At 61.5% G+C, this 17460-nt stretch carries 29 protein-coding genes and 2 tRNA genes; 14 read left to right on the forward strand and 17 right to left on the reverse strand.

What is annotated here, in order from left to right:
- Positions 1-24: 24 nt before the first annotated feature.
- Genes LIW51_RS09720 through LIW51_RS09735 form a run of 4 tightly spaced genes read right to left on the reverse strand, consistent with a single transcriptional unit; the run spans position 25 to position 2556 of the window.
- Entirely contained in the window at positions 25-660 is a 636-nt protein-coding gene (locus tag LIW51_RS09720) for a 30S ribosomal protein S3ae (RefSeq protein WP_227373902.1), read from the reverse strand.
- Positions 653-928, reverse strand: a complete 276-nt coding sequence (locus LIW51_RS09725; RefSeq protein ID WP_227373903.1) for a KEOPS complex subunit Pcc1 — start codon at positions 926-928, stop codon at positions 653-655. The genes LIW51_RS09720 and LIW51_RS09725 overlap by 8 nt, the downstream gene beginning before the upstream one ends.
- Positions 925-2091 (reverse strand): exonuclease RecJ, encoded by a 1167-nt coding sequence (locus tag LIW51_RS09730; RefSeq protein WP_227373907.1) that lies wholly within the window; start codon positions 2089-2091, stop codon positions 925-927. The genes LIW51_RS09725 and LIW51_RS09730 overlap by 4 nt, the downstream gene beginning before the upstream one ends.
- On the reverse strand, positions 2092-2556 hold the full coding sequence (locus tag LIW51_RS09735) for a 30S ribosomal protein S15 (protein ID WP_227373908.1): 465 nt from the start codon (positions 2554-2556) through the stop codon (positions 2092-2094). It lies immediately after the preceding gene.
- Positions 2557-2850: 294 nt separating this feature from the next.
- Between LIW51_RS09735 and LIW51_RS09740 the strand changes: the two genes are divergently transcribed.
- Both LIW51_RS09740 and LIW51_RS09745 read left to right on the forward strand, forming a co-directional pair.
- Positions 2851-2922: transfer RNA gene (locus LIW51_RS09740), tRNA-Ala, on the forward strand.
- A 388-nt stretch (positions 2923-3310) separates the two neighbouring features.
- A complete protein-coding gene (locus tag LIW51_RS09745) occupies positions 3311-3772 on the forward strand; it encodes a hypothetical protein (RefSeq protein WP_227373910.1) in 462 nt (153 codons plus the stop codon).
- A gap of 114 nt (positions 3773-3886) precedes the next feature.
- Here LIW51_RS09745 and eif1A read toward each other — a convergent pair whose 3' ends face one another.
- From eif1A to LIW51_RS09760, 3 genes are all read right to left on the reverse strand, one after another.
- Entirely contained in the window at positions 3887-4171 is a 285-nt protein-coding gene (eif1A, locus tag LIW51_RS09750; RefSeq protein WP_227373911.1) for a translation initiation factor eIF-1A, read from the reverse strand.
- Positions 4172-4236: 65 nt separating this feature from the next.
- On the reverse strand, positions 4237-4695 hold the full coding sequence (locus LIW51_RS40415; RefSeq protein WP_497007391.1) for a DUF7522 family protein: 459 nt from the start codon (positions 4693-4695) through the stop codon (positions 4237-4239).
- A gap of 6 nt (positions 4696-4701) precedes the next feature.
- Entirely contained in the window at positions 4702-4833 is a 132-nt protein-coding gene (locus LIW51_RS09760) for a transporter (protein WP_227373915.1), read from the reverse strand.
- Positions 4834-5121: 288 nt separating this feature from the next.
- Between LIW51_RS09760 and LIW51_RS09765 the strand changes: the two genes are divergently transcribed.
- Positions 5122-5439, forward strand: coding sequence for a DUF7289 family protein (locus LIW51_RS09765; protein WP_438267369.1), 318 nt, complete (start codon positions 5122-5124; stop codon positions 5437-5439).
- Positions 5440-5530: 91 nt separating this feature from the next.
- Here the strand turns inward: LIW51_RS09765 and LIW51_RS09770 are convergent.
- Both LIW51_RS09770 and LIW51_RS09775 read right to left on the reverse strand, forming a co-directional pair.
- Positions 5531-5603: transfer RNA gene (locus tag LIW51_RS09770), tRNA-Arg, on the reverse strand.
- A gap of 26 nt (positions 5604-5629) precedes the next feature.
- The gene (locus tag LIW51_RS09775) at positions 5630-5908 is read right to left on the reverse strand and encodes a Sec-independent protein translocase subunit TatA/TatB (protein ID WP_368411733.1); all 279 of its coding nucleotides are present in this window, start codon (positions 5906-5908) and stop codon (positions 5630-5632) included.
- A 99-nt stretch (positions 5909-6007) separates the two neighbouring features.
- On the opposite strand from LIW51_RS09775, the gene LIW51_RS09780 reads away from it, so the two are divergent.
- Positions 6008-6223, forward strand: coding sequence for a hypothetical protein (locus LIW51_RS09780; protein ID WP_227373919.1), 216 nt, complete (start codon positions 6008-6010; stop codon positions 6221-6223).
- Here the strand turns inward: LIW51_RS09780 and LIW51_RS09785 are convergent.
- The gene (locus tag LIW51_RS09785) at positions 6195-6386 is read right to left on the reverse strand and encodes a hypothetical protein (RefSeq protein ID WP_227373921.1); all 192 of its coding nucleotides are present in this window, start codon (positions 6384-6386) and stop codon (positions 6195-6197) included. The two genes, LIW51_RS09780 and LIW51_RS09785, sit on opposite strands and share 29 nt — an antisense overlap.
- A gap of 369 nt (positions 6387-6755) precedes the next feature.
- Here LIW51_RS09785 and LIW51_RS09790 point away from each other — a divergent pair, with 369 nt between their 5' ends.
- Positions 6756-7538, forward strand: a complete 783-nt coding sequence (locus LIW51_RS09790) for an HD domain-containing protein (protein WP_438267370.1) — start codon at positions 6756-6758, stop codon at positions 7536-7538.
- Here LIW51_RS09790 and LIW51_RS09795 read toward each other — a convergent pair.
- The 3 genes from LIW51_RS09795 to LIW51_RS39900 are packed head-to-tail and all read right to left on the reverse strand — an operon-like array spanning position 7511 to position 10358.
- Positions 7511-8641 (reverse strand): glycosyltransferase, encoded by a 1131-nt coding sequence (locus LIW51_RS09795; RefSeq protein ID WP_227373923.1) that lies wholly within the window; start codon positions 8639-8641, stop codon positions 7511-7513. The genes LIW51_RS09790 and LIW51_RS09795 overlap by 28 nt on opposite strands.
- Before the next feature lie 41 nt (positions 8642-8682).
- Positions 8683-9729 (reverse strand): glycosyltransferase family 4 protein, encoded by a 1047-nt coding sequence (locus tag LIW51_RS09800; RefSeq protein ID WP_227376780.1) that lies wholly within the window; start codon positions 9727-9729, stop codon positions 8683-8685.
- Positions 9730-9755: 26 nt separating this feature from the next.
- A complete protein-coding gene (locus tag LIW51_RS39900) occupies positions 9756-10358 on the reverse strand; it encodes a hypothetical protein (protein WP_438267337.1) in 603 nt (200 codons plus the stop codon).
- A 63-nt stretch (positions 10359-10421) separates the two neighbouring features.
- Between LIW51_RS39900 and LIW51_RS09810 the strand changes: the two genes are divergently transcribed.
- The gene (locus LIW51_RS09810) at positions 10422-10868 is read left to right on the forward strand and encodes a DUF5799 family protein (protein WP_227373926.1); all 447 of its coding nucleotides are present in this window, start codon (positions 10422-10424) and stop codon (positions 10866-10868) included.
- Complete coding sequence (locus tag LIW51_RS09815) at positions 10868-11464, forward strand: protein sorting system archaetidylserine decarboxylase (protein ID WP_227373927.1); 597 nt, start codon at positions 10868-10870, stop codon at positions 11462-11464. The genes LIW51_RS09810 and LIW51_RS09815 overlap by 1 nt, the downstream gene beginning before the upstream one ends.
- On the opposite strand, the gene LIW51_RS09820 is transcribed toward LIW51_RS09815, so the two are convergent.
- On the reverse strand, positions 11449-11604 hold the full coding sequence (locus LIW51_RS09820) for a DUF7557 family protein (RefSeq protein ID WP_227373929.1): 156 nt from the start codon (positions 11602-11604) through the stop codon (positions 11449-11451). The genes LIW51_RS09815 and LIW51_RS09820 overlap by 16 nt on opposite strands.
- Before the next feature lie 227 nt (positions 11605-11831).
- Between LIW51_RS09820 and LIW51_RS09825 the strand changes: the two genes are divergently transcribed.
- Positions 11832-12065, forward strand: coding sequence for a DUF7563 family protein (locus LIW51_RS09825; RefSeq protein WP_227354163.1), 234 nt, complete (start codon positions 11832-11834; stop codon positions 12063-12065).
- 56 nt (positions 12066-12121) lie between these two features.
- Here the strand turns inward: LIW51_RS09825 and LIW51_RS09830 are convergent, their stop codons facing one another.
- Positions 12122-12325 carry a DUF7989 family protein gene (locus LIW51_RS09830; RefSeq protein ID WP_227373930.1) on the reverse strand — a complete coding sequence of 68 codons (204 nt, stop codon included), beginning with the start codon at positions 12323-12325 and terminating at the stop codon, positions 12122-12124.
- Positions 12326-12617: 292 nt separating this feature from the next.
- Here LIW51_RS09830 and LIW51_RS09835 point away from each other — a divergent pair, with 292 nt between their 5' ends.
- From LIW51_RS09835 to LIW51_RS09845, 3 genes are all read left to right on the forward strand, one after another.
- Positions 12618-13070: a ferritin-like domain-containing protein gene (locus LIW51_RS09835; protein ID WP_227373932.1), complete on the forward strand. Its 453-nt coding sequence runs from the start codon at positions 12618-12620 to the stop codon at positions 13068-13070.
- Between the two features lie 38 nt (positions 13071-13108).
- The gene (locus LIW51_RS09840) at positions 13109-13399 is read left to right on the forward strand and encodes a DUF5779 family protein (RefSeq protein WP_227373934.1); all 291 of its coding nucleotides are present in this window, start codon (positions 13109-13111) and stop codon (positions 13397-13399) included.
- Positions 13400-13641: 242 nt separating this feature from the next.
- A complete protein-coding gene (locus LIW51_RS09845; RefSeq protein ID WP_227373936.1) occupies positions 13642-14421 on the forward strand; it encodes a helix-turn-helix transcriptional regulator in 780 nt (259 codons plus the stop codon).
- Here LIW51_RS09845 and LIW51_RS09850 read toward each other — a convergent pair.
- Positions 14418-15098, reverse strand: coding sequence for a VOC family protein (locus tag LIW51_RS09850; protein WP_227373938.1), 681 nt, complete (start codon positions 15096-15098; stop codon positions 14418-14420). The two genes, LIW51_RS09845 and LIW51_RS09850, sit on opposite strands and share 4 nt — an antisense overlap.
- Positions 15099-15171: 73 nt before the next feature.
- Here LIW51_RS09850 and LIW51_RS09855 point away from each other — a divergent pair, with 73 nt between their 5' ends.
- Positions 15172-15846, forward strand: coding sequence for a hypothetical protein (locus tag LIW51_RS09855; protein WP_227373940.1), 675 nt, complete (start codon positions 15172-15174; stop codon positions 15844-15846).
- 178 nt (positions 15847-16024) lie between these two features.
- The gene (locus LIW51_RS09860; RefSeq protein ID WP_227373942.1) at positions 16025-16252 is read left to right on the forward strand and encodes a hypothetical protein; all 228 of its coding nucleotides are present in this window, start codon (positions 16025-16027) and stop codon (positions 16250-16252) included.
- Between the two features lie 8 nt (positions 16253-16260).
- Here the strand turns inward: LIW51_RS09860 and LIW51_RS09865 are convergent, their stop codons facing one another.
- Positions 16261-16545 (reverse strand): hypothetical protein, encoded by a 285-nt coding sequence (locus tag LIW51_RS09865; RefSeq protein WP_227373943.1) that lies wholly within the window; start codon positions 16543-16545, stop codon positions 16261-16263.
- Positions 16546-16652: 107 nt separating this feature from the next.
- Here LIW51_RS09865 and LIW51_RS09870 point away from each other — a divergent pair, with 107 nt between their 5' ends.
- A complete protein-coding gene (locus tag LIW51_RS09870) occupies positions 16653-17411 on the forward strand; it encodes a hypothetical protein (protein ID WP_227373944.1) in 759 nt (252 codons plus the stop codon).
- Positions 17412-17460: the final 49 nt, after the last annotated feature.

A 17460-nucleotide genomic window follows, 5' to 3' on the forward strand; every position in this document is an offset into this window, starting at 1 on the left:
GGCTGCGAAAAGGAAACGTTTCGTTTAGACTTCCACGTCTTCTTCTTCCACGTCCACGGAGGTCTCTTCTTCTTCCGCGACCTCCTCGGGGTGGGCTTCCAACGTCGCCTTCTGGATCTCCACCCGGCGAAGCGGGTAGATGGTCTTCGCCTCGCCGTAGATCGCGCTGGAGAGGCGACCTTCGACGACGCTGTCGATGAGGTCGTCGAAGGTGCGGTCTCGCGCGGCCTCCTTGACGAGGTCGATCATCGTCCGGCGGACGGCCTTCTCTTGGCTGTGATCCGCCTTCTTTGTCGTGAACGCGACGGGCTGAATCTGGACGCGGTGGTCGTCCGCCGTCAGCACCGTGACGTACGCCTCGATCTTCGAGGCGCCGCGTCGCACGAGGCTACGCAGGTAGTCGCGGGTGAGTTCGTGCTTGACGAACTCGGTGTAGGCCGCGTCGCTTCCCACGTCGCTGATCTTGAAGGTGAGTTTCGTGTTGTTCTCGCTGGCGTTGTTCGTCAACTCGCCGAGCGTCGTTTCGATGGTGCGACCGAGCACCTGATTCGGTTCGTCGGCGGGGGTCGTTCCAAGCTCCGCTCGGTCGAACTGCTCGGGAGCGTGGACGGTGTACCACCGCTTTTGCTGTGACTTCTTCGAGACTGATCGTTCACTCATGGTTCGTGTTGGTGTCGTCGTTCGCTATCTGTGCTGTCCGGGTTGTCTGTGCCTTCTGCGCCGTTCGTACTACCTGTTCCGCCACCGAGAGGTTCACGACGTAATCGTCCACGGTGGACTGGAGCCCGCCAGACGTCTCGCGTTCTATCGTCGTCACGACCGCGCCGTCCTCCACACTCGTCTCGATTTCGGGCGTGTTGTCCGGCGCGACCGACGCCGCGATAACGTCGGCGTCTTCCAGTTTTGTGCGAATCGTCGCTCGTCTCATAGCGCCTCCCGGAACGCCGAGAGGAATTCCTTCGCGTCCGCGTCGAACCGCGCGTACCCGCGGCGTGCACTTCCCGTTCCGTCGCCGCCGACCGCAGACGCTGCCTGCCGCATCGCGTTGCCCAGTCCGATGACGCCCGCTTCGGGGTCGTCCGGTTCGCGGTCGTCCACCGAAACCGCGGCGGCTTCGGCGTCCGTGACGACGAGCGCGATCGGCTCCGGCGACCGAAAGTCGCCGAGGAGTCGGGCCGCCGTCTCGACCGGCGCGTCGTTCGTTCGGGCGACGAACAGGCCGTCGTACCGTCCCGTCGTCGCTTCGTGAAGCACCGCGTGCGCCGCGCTCGCGTGGTCACGCCACGCGTCGAGTACGGGCGCGCGAGCGTCGTGTCCGAGCGCCAGCGCGACGCCCGTCCCGGGCAGTTCTCGCGCGACCGCCTCGAGTACGTCGGCGTAGCCGCCAAGCGTCGCAAACGGCCCGTCCGCGAGTTCGTAGGGGCGAAGCGCGCGCTCCACGGCGTCGCTCGCTCGCGGCGTCGCGCCCTCCGGCCCCGCGACCGAGAGCGCGACGAGCGAGGCGACCCGTCGATGCGCGTCGTCGTCGAGGTCGACCGGCAGACCCAGCTCCGCGAGTTTGGCCTGCACCGCCTCCAAGTTGCCGGAGAATCCCGCGTGAACCAGCGTCGAGTGTGCCAGCCCGTCCGCGAGGTCGTTCGTGGGCGTCGCAACGCCGGATCTGCGCACGAGTCGGTCGCCCGCGGCGTCTAGCAGGTGCGCGCTCTCGTCGTCGCCCGGCAGGACGCCGGCGGCCACGACGCCAGCGAGTGCTAGCACCGGATCCGGCGATCCGCCGAGTTCGTCCGCGGCCTCGTAGGCCGCGACGCTGGCCGACCGCCCGAGGAGCGACACGTCGCCACCGGTTGTACCGACGGTCACGACGACCGATTTGTCGTCGCGGCTCTCGGCGTGGTGAGTAGGGAAGCGCGTGGAGCTCACCTGAAACGGGACTCCGACGTCCGTGCACGCGCGTGCGAGGACGCCGCTAGCCGCTAGGGCGTCGCCGTCGGCCTGCGCGACGATTCGGACGAAGTCGACGTCGCGGAGCGCCGCGGCGACCTCGCTCGCGGTGGAGGCGTCCTCGGAAGCGGTTCGACCGGACGTTGACATCTATTCGAGGAGTCCTTTCGCTACGTCGTAGGTGTACGTGAAGTCCTCGTCGAGTTCGTTGCCGCGGTAGTAGTTTACGAGGCGGCGAACTTTCGACTCGGTGTTCTGCAGGGCGCGTTTGTTCTGCTTGTCCTGCGGGTTTTCGTCGACGTGTTCGCGGAGGCGCACGGCGCGCTCCATCAGATTCTCGAGGTCTTCGGGTACGTCGGGCCCCGCGTCGTTCTCCTCCAGAATCTCGGTCATTTTCTTGTCGGTGACCAACTTCACGTCGGGGACGGGCGTGCCGGTCACGCCTTCGTCGCGGAGCTTCAGCCCGATCTGGCTGGGGCTGTATCCTTGCTCCGCGAGTTCGACGACGCGGTCTTCCACGTCGCCCGCTTCTACGTCGCTCCACTCCGGTGGTTCGTCTGCCACGGGCCGGTCGGAACCGGACGAGCCGCGGCGTCGGGTGTGCATTCGTGCCATTGTTCGAGGATAGGAACTGCACGAGCCGCTAGAGTGCTGGCGGTGGGTTCCGCCAGTCGTGACGAGAGTCACGTTGCACGTCCGCAATCCCAAGTCGCGTTACAGTACGTCCGCGACGAGTCGGATTTGCGGCTGTGCCGTTCCCTAACGCCTGATTCCCTTCTCAGCGGTTAAAGGGTTTCCATTCCGGTGTTGGGTGCGTCGGTTGCCGACCGAGTATGACACGCTCCGGCGGGGGTGCGCGGATTTCGAGAGGTTTATCAATGGTCGCAGGGAAGAACTGACTGCAGACGCGGGCTCGTAGATCAGTGGTAGATCACTCCCTTGGCATGGGAGAGGCCCCGGGTTCAAATCCCGGCGAGTCCACTGCGCTTCGCGCATTTTTCACATTCCGTAGACGGCGCAGGGGTGTTTATATTGGAAAGTGCCGAAAAGGTCTCTCAGGAGACCAGAGTGAATCTTCTCCGGAGAACTCAGTGTATCTTCGGGGACCCTAATTCACTTTTTCTATCAGGATTCCGGTGACGGGGAATGGGAGTATCTGGAATTAGTTGATGACCTCGATTATCGGTTTGAGGAGCAAGATGTCGACAGGTCGTGGTGTATGAGATGGAACACCAAAAGAGAGATTGAAAACCCACTGAGTCCACTCCTTTTCACTTCGTTTCGCTTGAGTCAGCGAACTTGCGACCGCCGAAACACCTAATCACTCCTCCGTAGTACCCCCGACGAACCAGAATGAGTAGTGATAACAATGAGCAAACAAACGAGACGCACCCTGCTCCGCCGCATCGCCGCTGGAACCGTCCTCGCGACCGTTGGAACGACCGCAGCCGAATCGCCTTCGAGCGAATCCGCCGACGAGACCGACGGCCCAGCCCGGCTCCTCTACTCCTGCGACATCACCGCCGAGGACGACCCCACGCCGGACGTGAACGACAGGATCGACCTCCGGCGAGTCGAGGGAACCTTCGCCCCGGCGAAGCCGACCTGCTTCGAGGAGGAGACGCTGATCTACCGCTACCTGTTCGCCGACCTCCAACGCGACCAGCGCAGGCGCGAAGGTATCGCGTGGGCGACTCGAAAGCGACTTCCGCGGGGCACGTACCGCATCGCCAACATCTTCGTCTGCGACGACGCCCCGAGCGGATACTGTGCGCGCAAACCGTTCTACGGAGTCGTGGTTCGGCGCGTCGGGGAGTCGGGAAGTCGATGACCGCGATTCGAAGGAAACGAATCGACGGGAGATATGTCTCCCGTCGATTCGCCGTCACTCCGAAGAAGCCATCGTCCCTGATCAGTCGCTCGAATTAGCGGCTCGATTCTCGTCTCATTCGATGTGGCCTTCGCGCCGGAGTTGGTCGGCGTCCTGTCCGGTGTAGCGCCACGTCACTTCGGCCTTCTCGTCCTGCCAGTCCCACGGTTCCGCGAGGACCACGTCGTCCTCTCGAATCCAGATGCGCTTTCGCATTCGTCCGGGGATGCGACCCATTCGTTCCTTACCGTCGCTACACCGGAGCCGAACTCGGTTCTTCCCGAGCATATCGGTCACGACAGCAAACAGTTCGTCGTCGTTAGGCATGCGGAGGTTCCGTCGCCCGGATTCATCACTCACGATCGAAATTCGCCGTAACCACGGTTAAGTTATAGCATTCATTCGTTCGGCTCCGAGCGCACGGATCACACGCTCGACCGAATCCAGTTCGAATTCACCTCGACGACTCGAAGCAACTCCACGTCCGCGTCGTCGAACACGACGAACAACGTCTGTTCTCCCTCGGCGAACTGCAACACAACACCCACGTCGAAGGTGTAGATGGCGAAGTTCAGGTTCCCCATCCGGAACGCGTTCTCTGCGTTCTCGCGCTCCCGACCGGCGAGAAGCGACTCGCGATGAATCCGGTCGAAGTCCTCCGACCGAAACTTGCCAGCGACGTCGTCTCGCACGTAGAGCAGTTCGTAGCCCTCATCTCGGGAGTCCGCGACCGCCTGTAACGCGGAGCCGAGATGTGACCGTAGGGCGGTGACGAACTCGCCGTTGGATTCGAACAGAGCGACGTTTCGTCGAGGAGAAATATCAACTTTCTGCCATTTTGATTTCGAAGACGGGGGGCTTCCGGGAGTGCGAACCGCCCAAATCCCTACTTACGAGCCGGCGAGTAGACGCATCGCCACGCCCGCCAGAATGACGAGAACGGCGAGTCCGGACGTTATCGGCTCCGGGATGAAGAACAATACGACACCGACGAGCACGACGAGCGTCGAAGTACGAGCCATAATCGATGACCGTCTGCGACGAGGGTACTAGTTGTGCCTTTATGCGCAAGCCATTTCGGAGAAACAGTTCATCCGCGATAATTGACGAGCGAAAAGTCCGCAGCGTCAGCGCCGAAAAACACGACAATTTTCCGAAATCAGTGCGGATATTTATTACACATGACGAAAGAAGGAGCGACATGACCACTGCCCCCGCCCAGACCGAGACGCTGGGCATCGTCCTCCTGCTCGCGGTTACGCTCGCGGGAACGGGACTCGTCGTCGCGTTCGGGTCGTCGATGTTGGACGATTCAAAGCGCGGCCGATCTCGACAGTGCGGAACACGCGATGACGCAACTCGACTCCAAAGCCAGTCTCGTCGGAATCGGCGACACCGATACCCAACAGGTGAACCTTGGCGTCGAGAACGACGGTCGGACGCTCGCCCGCACGGACGACGGGTGGATGCGCGTCAAGATTGACCCCGACGACGGAGGCGAGATGGAAGTGGTGAACCAGACGCTCGGCGCGGTCGTCTACCGAAACGGCGACACGGCCATCGCTTATCAAAACGGTGGCGTCTGGAAACGAACCGGCGACGGCGCGACGATGGTCTCCCCGCCGTAGTTCCACTTCCGAGAGACGACGCTCACGCTCCCGCTGGTCGTCGTCGGTGGCGAGGGGGCGCTCGAATGAACGATTCCGCGGGTCACGAACACGAGCGTGGCGGGATTCGAACCCGCGGTCGAGAGGTTAGGAACCTCTCGCCCTATCCGCTAGGCCACACGCTCGCCACGAAATAGGTCAGAAAAATGGTTTATCTTTCGGATTCCGTCTCGGTCGCGGTGTCGTCGGTTTCGGTGTCCGTGTTCGGTTCCGATTCGTCGAACTCGGTTTCTGTGGACGAGGTGCCGGACTCCTGCATCTCGCGGAGTTCGTTCTCGACTTCTTGTCGTCCCTTCTTGAACTCGCCCATAGCTTCGCCCGTCGAGCGCGCAAGTTTTGGAATCTTGTTTGCACCGAAGAGGAGTACTGCGATGAGCAGAATCACCGCGAGCTCCATCCCGCCGGGAATCGGCCCGAACAGTGGTATCATTTCGAACATCCTCTATCAGTTGGTTACCCATTGGCAATTATAGGCTTTTTGCATTTCTAAGGTCGGCAAAATCGCTGATTAGAACAAGACGGTTTGAAGATGGAAACACCGGCACGCGAAGTGTGCCGGGAAGTCCCCACCGCGACGATGGGCTTTTTCGGCGCGCAGAAACCGTGGGTTGCCGCGGTTCAACGGACGCGTTCCGTGAGAGCGCAAGAGCGGGAAGCGAACGACGGGAAGTCGGTCGACCTCAGAACCGCCGACGAGGAACGAATGACAGCATGCACTATTCCTCATCGACTTCGAACGAGATAGCGACCGGTCGCACGGTGTTTCCGGTGAGCGCCTCGAGTGTTTCATCATCGACGTTGAGAAGAACTCCATCGATGCTGAAGGCGATTTTGTCATCTTCAGCAGCAACACCGACATCCTTGAGTTCCAACCGTGCTCCATCGTCCAGTCGGACGGTGACCTCCATACTTCGATGGAGCCGTACTAACGAGAAATATCTACCGAAGTCGCGTGTTTTGTCGTGAAATTCAAAATAAATTCGGAATATATTTCGAGGGTAGTAATCTTCCCAGAATAGAAGGAAGTCGCAAAAAAATCTCGGGGTCGGGAGGACGGAATGGTAGTTGGCCTACTCCGTTACGCTCGTAGTTATTCCTACGTCGTGGATTTAGGCCGAACCGGTTCGACGGATTTTGCCAGCCTACGGCGCGTTACCGTCGCTCCGCCGTTCGGGAAAACGGGGCGAAAATCCGGCCGCCCGAGAGCTTTTTGCGTCAGAACGAGAGATTCCACCATGGGCGATATCGAAACGGAAGGAGAGACGGAAAACGGTCGGATGGCCTACGACCCGGAGGCAGAACACACCTTTCCGGACGAGCGGCTGAACGAGGTGCTGGAATTCGTCGAAAACGATGTCGAGATTCAGACGTATCTCGAAGCCCAGAACGTCAACGCCGTCGCTCGAAAAGGGTACAACGATCACGGGACGAAGCACATCGAAATCGTTCTCAACCGTGCGCTTCTCCTGTACGACCTGCTGAAGCGCGGCGGCGTTGAGTTCAACGGGGCGACGGATCAAGGGTTGGACGAAGAAGACGAGAGCGTCATCGTCGCTCTCGCCGCGAAACTGCACGACATCGGTCACGTCGTCCACCGGGACTCGCACTCCTACTACTCGATTCCGCTCGCCGCGGACGTGCTCGACAGGATACTTCCGAACTTCTACGACACCGCGAACACCGTTCGGATGAAAGGCGAGGTTCTCCACGCCATCCTCTGTCACCACACTGAAGAAGACCCGCTCACCACCGAGGCGGGCGTGATCCGCGTCGCGGACGCGCTGGACATGGAACACGGTCGGTCGCGTATCCCCTACGAGAAGGGCGGTCGCGGCATCAACACCGTCTCCAGTCAGGCCATCAAGAAGGTGAGTCTCAGGCAGGGCGACACCGTCCCGGTCCTCGTCGAGATCAAGATGCTGAACGCGGCGGGCGTCTATCAGGTGGACAACCTGCTCAAGGCGAAACTACACAAGTCCGGGCTGGAAGACGACATCCGAATCGTCGCCCTGAACGTCCGCGAAGGAACCGATCACATCGTCGAGCGAGTGGAACTGTAGGCGACGCTCTCGTACACCCGACGCAACGCTTCGACCGCTCGCTCGACGCTTATCTCTTCGCGCCGAGCCAAACACGCCTCCCGAAGCCGATCCGATTCTGAGAGTGCGCGCCGAACGGCGTCCTGAAACTCGTCGACATCGCCGCTCTCGAAGTGGTACCCCGTCTCGCCGTCGACGATGGTGTTCGCCAGCGCGCCGGCGTTCGCGCCGACGACAGGGGTTCCGCAGGCGTTCGCCTCCAGCGCGACCAATCCCTGCGTTTCGACCGGGCTGGGGAACGCGAACACGTCGAGCGCGGAGTAGAATGCGGCCATCTCGTCGCGCTCCAGGAAGCCGAGGAATCGCGCGTCCACGTCGCTCTCGCGGGCCTGCTTTTCAAGCGATTCGCGGGCCGGTCCGTCGCCGCCGAGAACGAGCGTCACGTCCATCCCGTCCGCCGCGGCAACGAGTTCCGAGAGGCGCTTTTCGAACCCGTGACGGCCGGTGTAGCCGACGAGCGGTCGGTCTACGTCGAGGTCGTACTTGCGCACGAACGCCGCGATTTCGACGGGATGGAATCGCTCGATATCAACCCCGTTCGAGACGACGTGAACCGGAGCGTCGACACCCACTGTCTCGACGATGTGTCGTTTCGTCGCCTCGCTCGGCGTCAACACGGCGTCCGAGTGGTCGAAGAACCAGCGTTCGTAGGCCACCGACGCGCGTTCGACGTACTCGGCGACGGCGTCGTTCGAGACGAGGTAATCCGCGTACTCGCCGGTCGGTGTATGATACGAGGTCACGAAGGCTCGGTCGTGCTTTCGAGCCAGCCGAAGGCCGCCGAGTCCGATGGCGAACGGCGTGTGAGAGTGGACGATGTCGGCGTCTCGAACCGCCTTCGGAACGCGCGGCGTGCCCAGTCGGTAGCCGTCGTAGAAGGGGAACGGGAGGCTCCCGATGGGGTGTTCGCCTTTCTCCGGTACGTAGTCGTCCGACCGGGGGTAGACCACGTCCATCCGTCCCCCGTTTCGCTCCCAGCAGTCGCGCCACGACCGTATCGTGTAGGTAACGCCGTTTATCGTCGGCAAGTACGTATCCGTGAACGCGGCGACCCATCGGCTCATTATCACGTGATTCGGGTAGGGGGTGTTAAGGGCTTGTGACTTCAGGCAAGGTCGCGATACGCCTCCGCGAGTCGCTCGCCGACGCGCTCTAGACTGTGTTTTCTTGCCGTCTCGCGGGCGTTTTCTCCGAGTCGCTCGCGCAGGTCGGGGTTCCGGTCAAGCAGTTCCAACGCACGTCTAAACTCCGCTTCCGTCTCGCATTTCAAACAGTCCTCGCCGTGAGTGTAAAACTCGTCGAAGACGGAGATATCTCGCAGGACGACCGCCTTCCCGCAGGCCATCGCCTCCAGCACGACGATGCCCTGATTCTCGACCTTCGCCGGAAAGCATAACACGTCGCCCGCCGCGAACGCGCCGCGCTTATCCTCGACCCACCCGGTGAACGTGACGTTCTCCGGCGGGTCGCGCGTCCACTTTCTGACCGTCGAACTGGCGTGTAGGCCAGTGTCGTACGTGCCGAACCACGCGAAATCGAAGTCGGTCGCCTGCGCGAGTCGGCAGAACGTCGTGACTCCTTTGCGCTCGAAGACGTTGCCGACGGCGAAGACAGTCATCCCGTCCAGGTCGTAGCGATCGCGGTACTCCTCGCGGAACGCTTCGAATCCCGCTAGCGATTCGATGTCCACGCCGTTCGTCATCGGTCGAATCGGCGCGTTCACCGGATACGATTCGAGCACGCCTTTCGTGTACCGACTCGGGCAGAGCACGAGGTCGGCCTGCGAGTAGAACCACTTCAGATAGCGTCCGAGCGCCGGGCCGACGAGCGTCGAACCGCGAAAGCTCTCCGCGAAATCCTCGCGCGTGACGTGCGCGTGGAGGACGAGCGGAACCCCGACGCGCTTCGCGTGGCGAGCGACCGTCACCGACCCCGGCCCGATGAGATTGCAGTGAGCCACGTCGAACTCGGCGAAGAAACGACGCCCTACCGCCCGCGAGGCCGGCGCGCGAACCGCCGTTCCGCCCCGCCACGGCGAGGTGACGACTTCCACGTCAGTCCCCGCGAGCGCCTTGCGCTGGTGCTTCGCGGCGGTTCCGATACCGCTCCGGTGCAGTCGGGATTCCAGTTCGAGGTAGTTGAGTGCGCGCACTGGCCGTGTGATGGTGTAGCCACCCATTACCGCTTTCGGAAAGCGGTCGTTGAACAACCAAAAAGTATTTGTTGAAGCGGGAGAATGACCCGCATGGGGCAATACAGGAACACTTCTATCCTTGTCCTGTCTCGCCCCGGAAACCCCCCACCCCCCCATTCCGAATGACAGTAGCCGAAGAGCGGATAGAGCGTCTCGCCATACTTGCGAAAGGCGCCGCCGCCGAGTGTCACGACAACCGTGCACGAGAGTACGTTCGCCTTGCCAGGCGGATCGCCGAGCGAAATCGCCTCCCGCTCCCCCGCCAGTTCAAGCGATTCACCTGCGACGCCTGCGACGCCTACCTCCGCCCCGGCAAGAACGCCCGCGTCCGGTTGCGGGGCGACCACGTCGTCGTCACCTGCGACTGCGGCCATCAGAAGCGGTACCCTTACGAGTAGCGAGAAAACGTGCGAATCGGCGGATTTTCGACTCCGATAGCGTTTCTTCCGGAAAGGAGTCGTTACGTCCGATTTCGAGGTCGTGTCGGGTGCGTACCCGAGCGCGACTCGTACTCCCTTCGACCGAAATCCGCGTCGCTGCGCCCAGGGCGCGGCCTCGTTCGAGCGTCGAGGCGCACGTTTCGTCACCCGTATCCGAGCGGTCTTTTCGCAGACGAAAACACCAAGTCTCGCGCCCCGCCAGTCTGTAGTATGACCAGCCAGCAGTGGACGGACATGATAGTGGGAGACAGGATGGCGGTCGACCAAGAGTTCACCCAACGCGTGGCCGACTCGCAGTTCTCCAGGCAGGAGTGGGGGCTGATAATGACCGCCGTCGAGTTCGACATCGAACACCCCGCGGACGACGAACGGGCGAAGCTCGTCGCTGACACGAGCAAAGTGCGACAGGTGATGCCCGAGATGCAGAACATCCGATCGCAGATGAACGCGATGGCCGGCAAATCCTCGGAAAAGGAGAGCAGGGGCGTCTTCAGCTCGATCAAGGAAGCCCTCGGACTCGGTGGGGGTGACGGCGGCATCGACGAGGAGCGACTCGCCGCGGCCGAGCGACTGGCCCAAGAGTACGCCGACGAACTGCAAACTCGGCTGGAAGCGAACAACCGGTGGAGTCGCGTCCGCAGGGCGGTTCAAGAGTAATGCGCCTCGCACCCGGCGCGTGGCGGTACGCCACCCCGCCGCTCCTGCTCGCCGGGCCGGTCGGGTTCCTCTCGCCGGTCGCCACGCTCGCCGCCCTCGCGCTGGGGGGTGCTATCCTGCTCTTCTTCCGCGACCCGGAGCGCAGCCCACCGGCGGAGGGAATCCTCTCGCCCGCCGACGGGCGGGTGTCGGTCATCCGGGAGGAGGACGGTCGGGTTCGCGTCGGCGTGTTCATGAACGTGACCGACGTGCACGTCAACCGCGCGCCGCTGGCCGGGCGGGTCGAATCGGTCGAACACGAACCCGGCGCACACCGCCCCGCGTTCAGCAAGGAGTCGGACAGGAACGAGAAGGTTCGCGTCTGTTTTCCGGAGTACGACGTGACGCTCATCGCCGGCGCGTTCGCTCGTCGGATTCACCCCTACATCGAAGCCGGCGACGCGGTGGAGCGAGGCGACCGCCTCGGCCACATCGCGTTCGGGAGTCGGGCGGACGTACTCCTCCCGACGTCGTTCGACGTAACGGACGTATCGGTGACGAAAGGAGTGCGCGTCTGGGCGGGTGAGACGGTCATCGCCTCTCAGTCGCTCGAATAGTCCCCGCCGTGGAACAGCGTCAGTTCCTCCGCTTCGTAGATGTTGATGAGTTCGGTGACGATCTCGTCGTAGGACTCGTCTTCGACCCGGAGGTTGTCGAGACGCGATACGGTCTCCTCGTCGAGTGTTATCTTAGGCATCACGTTAACTAATGGTCGCGAAGCTCATTAAAGCATAGGCCAGTGGTTGATTTTCGCGCCGAACGCGACTCACGGTGGAATCAGCGTTTTCCGCACTCGAATCGAGTAACCACCCGTTACCGACTCCGTAGAGCCGTCTTTCGTGATGACAGGGGTTGCTTTCTCCTGTACAGCGACCGGATAACAAAGTACCCACGCTCTTGTTACACGTATCGCCGAGGCTCACTATGACAACGACAGACAGCAGGATCACCAGTCGAAACGACACCGTCTCTGAAAACCGATGCCGAAGCTGTGGCTCGTTCGTGACTCGCGATTTCGCACGGGTGTTCGGAAACAACGAGAACGAAGTTTTCGGATGCCTCGAATGTATGACTGCCACGGAAGTGAAAAAGGGCGGTGCGCGAGCCGAGCACGTAGACACGTCGAAGCTCATCGGCGGCCGAGAACCGCTTCGCTGAGGACGGTGGGGGGACGAGGAAAAACATGACACTGCTCTTTTCTGATTCGACGCCCGTTAGCGTCGGCCTTCGTTTCCGCGTTCAAACACTCGGTTCGCTCCGAGCGCTTCGTGTGGCGGCGTGTGAGCGACGTCCGCCATCGTCTCGTTAGTTCGACCCCCATCGGTCGCCGGTCGTCGTCGGTCGGAGAAGTTCGTACCGCGGTCGGCGTTCGGGGGTGCGTGGTTCGTCTCTCGCATCGTCTGTCGGTCGTTCGTCATCGTGTGTCTGTTTGGTAGGTTCGTTCGTTTCTCGTAGGATGTCGATTCGTCGGATCGGAAGTGCGGTAAGTAGGGGCGTCACACCCCTACGATGAGAATCGAACCGACAGCGACACCGCTCGCGGCGTCGGCGTGCGAGTGAGTGTTTAACTGCCTCATCGTACTGTGTTACTCAGATGGTAGTAAGATATAAGTTTTGCGTGGCTTACGACGTTTGCCGGCCACCGAGAAACGGACCGACATAGCTGTTTGCCACAAGGATAAGGAAGATTCACGACGAACTAGGAGCTGCATGACGAACCAAGAAGTCACCCAACTCCTCCGGAAAGCCTACGGCGACGAAATCGAGACCGTGATGAACTATCTGACGAACTCCGTCGTCCTCGAAGGCGTCAGCGCCGAAGAGGTGAGGGAGAGTCTCGAAGCGGACATCCAAGAGGAGCTCGGCCACGCGGAGATGATCGGCCAGCGACTCAAACAACTGGACGAGCGCCCGCCGGCCTCGTACGACTTCGAGGCGAGACAGGAGAGTCTCCAACCGCCGGAGAACAGCACGGACGTACTGTCGGTCATCGATGGCGTGCTCGAAGCCGAAGAAGACGCCATCGAAACGTACCGTTCACTCATCTCGGCAGCGCGAGACACGGACGACCCGGTCACCGAAGACCTCGGAGTGACGATTCTGGCCGACGAGGAAGCGCACCGAACGGAGTTCCGCGGGTTCAAGCGCGAGTACGAGGAGTAAGGCAAGGATTTTTCTCGGGGGGGTGAGAGGAACCCCCCATGAGCAACCCGGATTTCGACCTGGACTTGCAGTCGGCCGAGCAGGAGATGGATTTCTCCGACGGTGAGCGTATCCTGTTGGGTGTACTTGACGGGACGACACCGATAGAAGAACGGGTCGAGGCCATCGACCACGGGAACGTACTCGTCCTCGCCATCGAGGGCGACCTGAACGAGCTCGCGTCCGACCTCGCGCCGGCCGTCAAAAAGCGGGGAGGTAATCTGGTGCATTTCAGGAAGTTTCTCATCATCTCACCGCCCGATTTCGAAATCGACACGAGCGAACTTTGAGAAACGCCTGCGCTAGATGGAGGAGGGCACAGTGTCACGGCGGAGCACTGCACCACTGTACGTCAGCGGGGCCACTGGGTGGCCCAAGCGTTAATACCATCTCGAACCCATATAAAAATTCTATTTCGAGACGTAGAGGTCTACGGCTCCGGTAGAATTCTCCATTTAGTTTGGAATCTGATGAAAATTCGCCGACGAACGATAAGAAAAAGAACCAGACGGTAGAAGGGTTTCATACCGCCATGGAAAAACAACGGTCGTTCGTCGAGTACGTACTTCGGTCGGGGGCACGCACGGACGTGTTACTATCTCTCGCCGACGATTGCAACTCGACGCAGGAACTGCTCGACCGCGGACTTGCAAGCGAGTCCGCGGTGTACAACGCCCTCACCGAACTCAATGACTGTGGACTGATCTACGTACCGCGAACGAAACGCTGGGCGCCGACGGGAACGGGTTCGGTCGTCGCCACCCTCATCCGGCGACAACGGGAGACGGAGAATGTCCTCCGGATAGACACCGAATATTGGAAACAGCACGACGTGACCGCCCTCCCCGTACCGTTTCGGTTCTATCTCGCCGACCTCTCCGACGGAACAGTCGTCCGTGCGACCGACACGCAACCGACGCAGGCCGAACGCGAGGTGGAACGACGACTCGCGGCGACGGACTCAGCGGCGGTCGTCGCACCGATATTCAACGAACGCTACTCGGAGGCCTTTCAAGACGGCTGTTGGGACTCACGACTCGTCCTCGATGCGACCGTGCTCGCGGATATACTTGACGACGAGGAATTCGAGGAGCAACGGGACGAGAACGAGGGCCTCGACATCCGCGTGGCGGACGTGTCGTTCGCGCTAGGGGTGATGGACGGCAGTCTGTTGCTCTCGCTTCCGACGCTCGACGGTTCGTACGACAGTCGAACCGAGTTCGTCGCGGAGTCGGAGCGCGCGTGTTGCTGGGGGGAGAGACTGTTTGAACAGATTTGGGCGGACGCGACGCCTATCGACGACCACGTTTAATCGTCGGTCACGACGGTCAGGTAGTGTCCGTCCGGGTCGCGGATTCGAACGCCTGAGCCGACTGTCTCGACGCGGCTATCTTCGACCTCCCTTCGAATCGCCATCGGGTCGCGGGCGCAGAGACCGATATCGACGTGGACGCCGCCCCGAGCGTCCGCGATACCGAGGTGCGGTTCCCAGAGTTCGAGGTCGAACGGGCCGCCCATCCGGATCCGCCGCCTGTTCACTCCCCGGTCTAGCGTCTCGAACCCGAGATCGGCGTAGAAGCGCTCGGCCCGCGCGACATCCTCGACTTCGAGCACGATTTCGAAGATTCCCGCGATAGCGCCCCCGTCTTCCTCGGTACCGCCGATCTCGACGCAGTTGCCGTCCGGATCGTAGAAGTACAGCGATCGGGACCCACCGAAGTCGTGTTCCACGATATCGAAGTCGGCCGAGAGGCGGTCGTACCAGTCGTCGTATCGCGCCTTCGGCGTCGAGAAGGCGTAATGGGTGTGAATCCCGCCACGAGGCGGGTCGTGAGGTCGCCGGAGAACGAGCGCGTGGTTGCCGGCTTCGAAAACGACTTCCTCGTCGCTCGCCTCTCGAACCGACAGGTCGAGGGACGTTTCGTAGAACTCCCGCGCACGGTCGAGGTACTTCACTTCCAGCGCCAGCCAACGAAGGCCCAAGAGCATAGTCCGTCGTACACAGCGACCGCGCTTAAATCGTCGCCCGTCGATTTATGCCCTCACGGGGGGTAGTGGAACTATGCCGGTAAAAGAGACATCCTCGCCAACCGAGTATCGGGAGATAGATCGGTGGAACAGCGGCGTCGGGTGGATCGCACATCCGGACGAAACGATGCAGCGGGCGAGTCACGCGCTCGCGGCGGACGACGGCGTGTGGGTTATCGATCCGGTGGACGCCCCCGGGATCGACGACCTACTCGCCGAGTTCGGCGACGTCGAAGGCGTCGTTGTTCTCCTCGACCGCCACATGCGCGACGCGGAGGCGCTCGCTCGGCGACACGACGTTCCGCTGTACCTCCCCACGTGGGTACGCCGAAGCCCGAACGAAATCGCGATTCGGAGGTTCGAGACATCGCTCCCCGACACCGGGCTCCGGGTGTTGAAACTGTTCGACAACCTCGCGTGGCAGGAGGCCGCGCTGTACGACGAAACGACCGGAACGCTCGTCGTTCCGGAGTCGGTCGGAACCGTCGACTACTACCGAACTTCCCGCGAGCGACTGGGCGTCCATCCCGCGATTCGACTGCTACCACCGGACGAACTCCGTGGACTGACCCCCCGGCGAATCCTCGTCAGCCACGGAGCGGGCGTGTTCGACGACGCATCTACCGCACTCGCCGACGCGCTCGACGGTTCCCGACGACGATACCCCTCGTTGCTGGCGGCGACCATGCGTCGATTCGCGCCGATATAACGCAGCCGAGTGATCCATAGCCGATAGGTTTTTGACGTTCGGTTCGTAGTCAGTATACATGTGCCTTGTATACCGTGTTCGAAAATCCCAATTTCTAGAGTGATCCAGTGACTATCTCGTTCGACTCCCGCAGAGACGGAACGGGAATAGAGATACAGAATCCGGTAGAACGACGAACGTGTACGCTCTACACGTCCGACGTAGTTCGCCCGACCCTGCCGACCCCGAGCAGTTCCATTTTCCGGTCGACGACGCGGTGACCATCTCAACCGACGGGCTAACGCTTCCGACGCCCGCCGCAGTGTACCTCCGCGACGAGCGCGGCGGGATGTGGCGAACGTCGAGGGTTTCGGCTACGAAGAACTGCCGGAAGGAACGTACAGTCTCGAACTCCACGCGCCCATGAAGTTCTATCTATAGGTTGAGGGATCGCTCCGCGTTACGGGGTCGTTCGACCACGTCGCGTTCGAGTTCGAAACCGAGACGGAGGTGCTCGTCGGCGGGCGGTCGTCCCATCGCCGCCCCGCGGGGACGGTGAGGACGACTGACGCGGAGGACGTGATGATGGCGATATTGACGTTCAGGTCGGCACTGAAGACGACTAGCCCAGAGCGGTCGTTTCCCACCCTCCGCGGGCACCCGCCCGCCATCGAACTCGACGACCGACTGGAAATCCCCGACGACTGACGCCCCCGACATCGGCATCCACATCGAAATTCCCCCCCAATTACGAGTCTATCTTCCCCGTCGCACCGTTGGCCTATTATCTCGGTGCGAAACTGATACCGGGGAATACGTCGCAAATCGTGACGGATGGCTTCGAGCACCCGCTACGCACTGCACGCGGCTTCGAGAACGAAGTCGAGAGCGTGCTGAAACAGACGTTCCTCCTCGACTGCGTGGCCCGCATGGAAGGATTTTACAGGATTGACCTGCACGAGCGCCAGCAGATCGAACCGCTGGTCGATCTCGATTTCGCGGTGCTCTACGACGCGCCGATAGCCGAGCGACTCGAAGCGTATCTCTCGGTTCCGTACGCGGTTATCGAGGAGTTCGTGCCGGACTGGCAGTTGACGACCCACGTCGAACCGATATCCGAGAGCGTCGAGACGCTCCCGTTCCTCGTGGACGACCTCGCGGTTATTCGAATGCCACAAACGAAGAGGGTGTCTGCTTCCACGCTACAGATTCCGGCGGTTGACGAGTTCGTCAGGGATGGCGATTCGACGCGAAGTGCCGTCGAAGCACCTGCGAGTGTGAACTCACTCGTCGAACCCGAAACGACGGATTCGCTGGAGCAAGTGTGGGTCGGCGAAGACGCGCCGGTCGGCGCTAGCAAGGCGACGACGGCGGCGTTTCGCAACCGCCTTGAACGGACGCCCCTGTCCGGCGATATCGACACCACCGTCGTCTGCAACGACAGGCAGATGGGTGAAGAGCGAACCCTCGCGGACGAGGTGTACGGTTCGCGCGAGGAGCTACCTTTCGACGTGACCGTTCGGAACGACCTCTCGACGGAGAAATTACGCGCCGTCCTCGAATCGGAGACGCAGTTCCTCCACTAAATAGGTCACATCGACGAGAAGGGATTCAAGTGCGCCGACGGGATGCTGG

It is taken from the genome of Haladaptatus halobius, assembly GCF_020618475.1.
GTDB classification, from domain to species: domain Archaea; phylum Halobacteriota; class Halobacteria; order Halobacteriales; family Haladaptataceae; genus Haladaptatus; species Haladaptatus halobius.

Bases quoted from the DNA above. Each gene is read 5' to 3' on its own strand.
- LIW51_RS09720 (WP_227373902.1), bottom strand. From the start codon at position 660: ATGAGTGAACGATCAGTCTCGAAGAAGTCACAGCAAAAGCGGTGGTAC.
- LIW51_RS09725 (WP_227373903.1), bottom strand. From the start codon at position 928: ATGAGACGAGCGACGATTCGCACAAAACTGGAAGACGCCGACGTTATC.
- LIW51_RS09730 (WP_227373907.1), bottom strand. From the start codon at position 2,091: ATGTCAACGTCCGGTCGAACCGCTTCCGAGGACGCCTCCACCGCGAGC.
- LIW51_RS09735 (WP_227373908.1), bottom strand. From the start codon at position 2,556: ATGGCACGAATGCACACCCGACGCCGCGGCTCGTCCGGTTCCGACCGG.
- LIW51_RS09745 (WP_227373910.1), top strand. From the start codon at position 3,311: ATGAGCAAACAAACGAGACGCACCCTGCTCCGCCGCATCGCCGCTGGA.
- LIW51_RS09760 (WP_227373915.1), bottom strand. From the start codon at position 4,833: ATGGCTCGTACTTCGACGCTCGTCGTGCTCGTCGGTGTCGTATTGTTC.
- LIW51_RS09775 (WP_368411733.1), bottom strand. From the start codon at position 5,908: ATGATACCACTGTTCGGGCCGATTCCCGGCGGGATGGAGCTCGCGGTG.
- LIW51_RS09780 (WP_227373919.1), top strand. From the start codon at position 6,008: ATGGAAACACCGGCACGCGAAGTGTGCCGGGAAGTCCCCACCGCGACG.
- LIW51_RS09785 (WP_227373921.1), bottom strand. From the start codon at position 6,386: ATGGAGGTCACCGTCCGACTGGACGATGGAGCACGGTTGGAACTCAAG.
- LIW51_RS09790 (WP_438267370.1), top strand. From the start codon at position 6,756: ATGGCCTACGACCCGGAGGCAGAACACACCTTTCCGGACGAGCGGCTG.
- LIW51_RS09795 (WP_227373923.1), bottom strand. From the start codon at position 8,641: ATGAGCCGATGGGTCGCCGCGTTCACGGATACGTACTTGCCGACGATA.
- LIW51_RS09810 (WP_227373926.1), top strand. From the start codon at position 10,422: ATGACCAGCCAGCAGTGGACGGACATGATAGTGGGAGACAGGATGGCG.
- LIW51_RS09815 (WP_227373927.1), top strand. From the start codon at position 10,868: ATGCGCCTCGCACCCGGCGCGTGGCGGTACGCCACCCCGCCGCTCCTG.
- LIW51_RS09820 (WP_227373929.1), bottom strand. From the start codon at position 11,604: ATGCCTAAGATAACACTCGACGAGGAGACCGTATCGCGTCTCGACAAC.
- LIW51_RS09825 (WP_227354163.1), top strand. From the start codon at position 11,832: ATGACAACGACAGACAGCAGGATCACCAGTCGAAACGACACCGTCTCT.
- LIW51_RS09830 (WP_227373930.1), bottom strand. From the start codon at position 12,325: ATGACGAACGACCGACAGACGATGCGAGAGACGAACCACGCACCCCCG.
- LIW51_RS09835 (WP_227373932.1), top strand. From the start codon at position 12,618: ATGACGAACCAAGAAGTCACCCAACTCCTCCGGAAAGCCTACGGCGAC.
- LIW51_RS09840 (WP_227373934.1), top strand. From the start codon at position 13,109: ATGAGCAACCCGGATTTCGACCTGGACTTGCAGTCGGCCGAGCAGGAG.
- LIW51_RS09845 (WP_227373936.1), top strand. From the start codon at position 13,642: ATGGAAAAACAACGGTCGTTCGTCGAGTACGTACTTCGGTCGGGGGCA.
- LIW51_RS09850 (WP_227373938.1), bottom strand. From the start codon at position 15,098: ATGCTCTTGGGCCTTCGTTGGCTGGCGCTGGAAGTGAAGTACCTCGAC.
- LIW51_RS09855 (WP_227373940.1), top strand. From the start codon at position 15,172: ATGCCGGTAAAAGAGACATCCTCGCCAACCGAGTATCGGGAGATAGAT.
- LIW51_RS09865 (WP_227373943.1), bottom strand. From the start codon at position 16,545: ATGTCGGGGGCGTCAGTCGTCGGGGATTTCCAGTCGGTCGTCGAGTTC.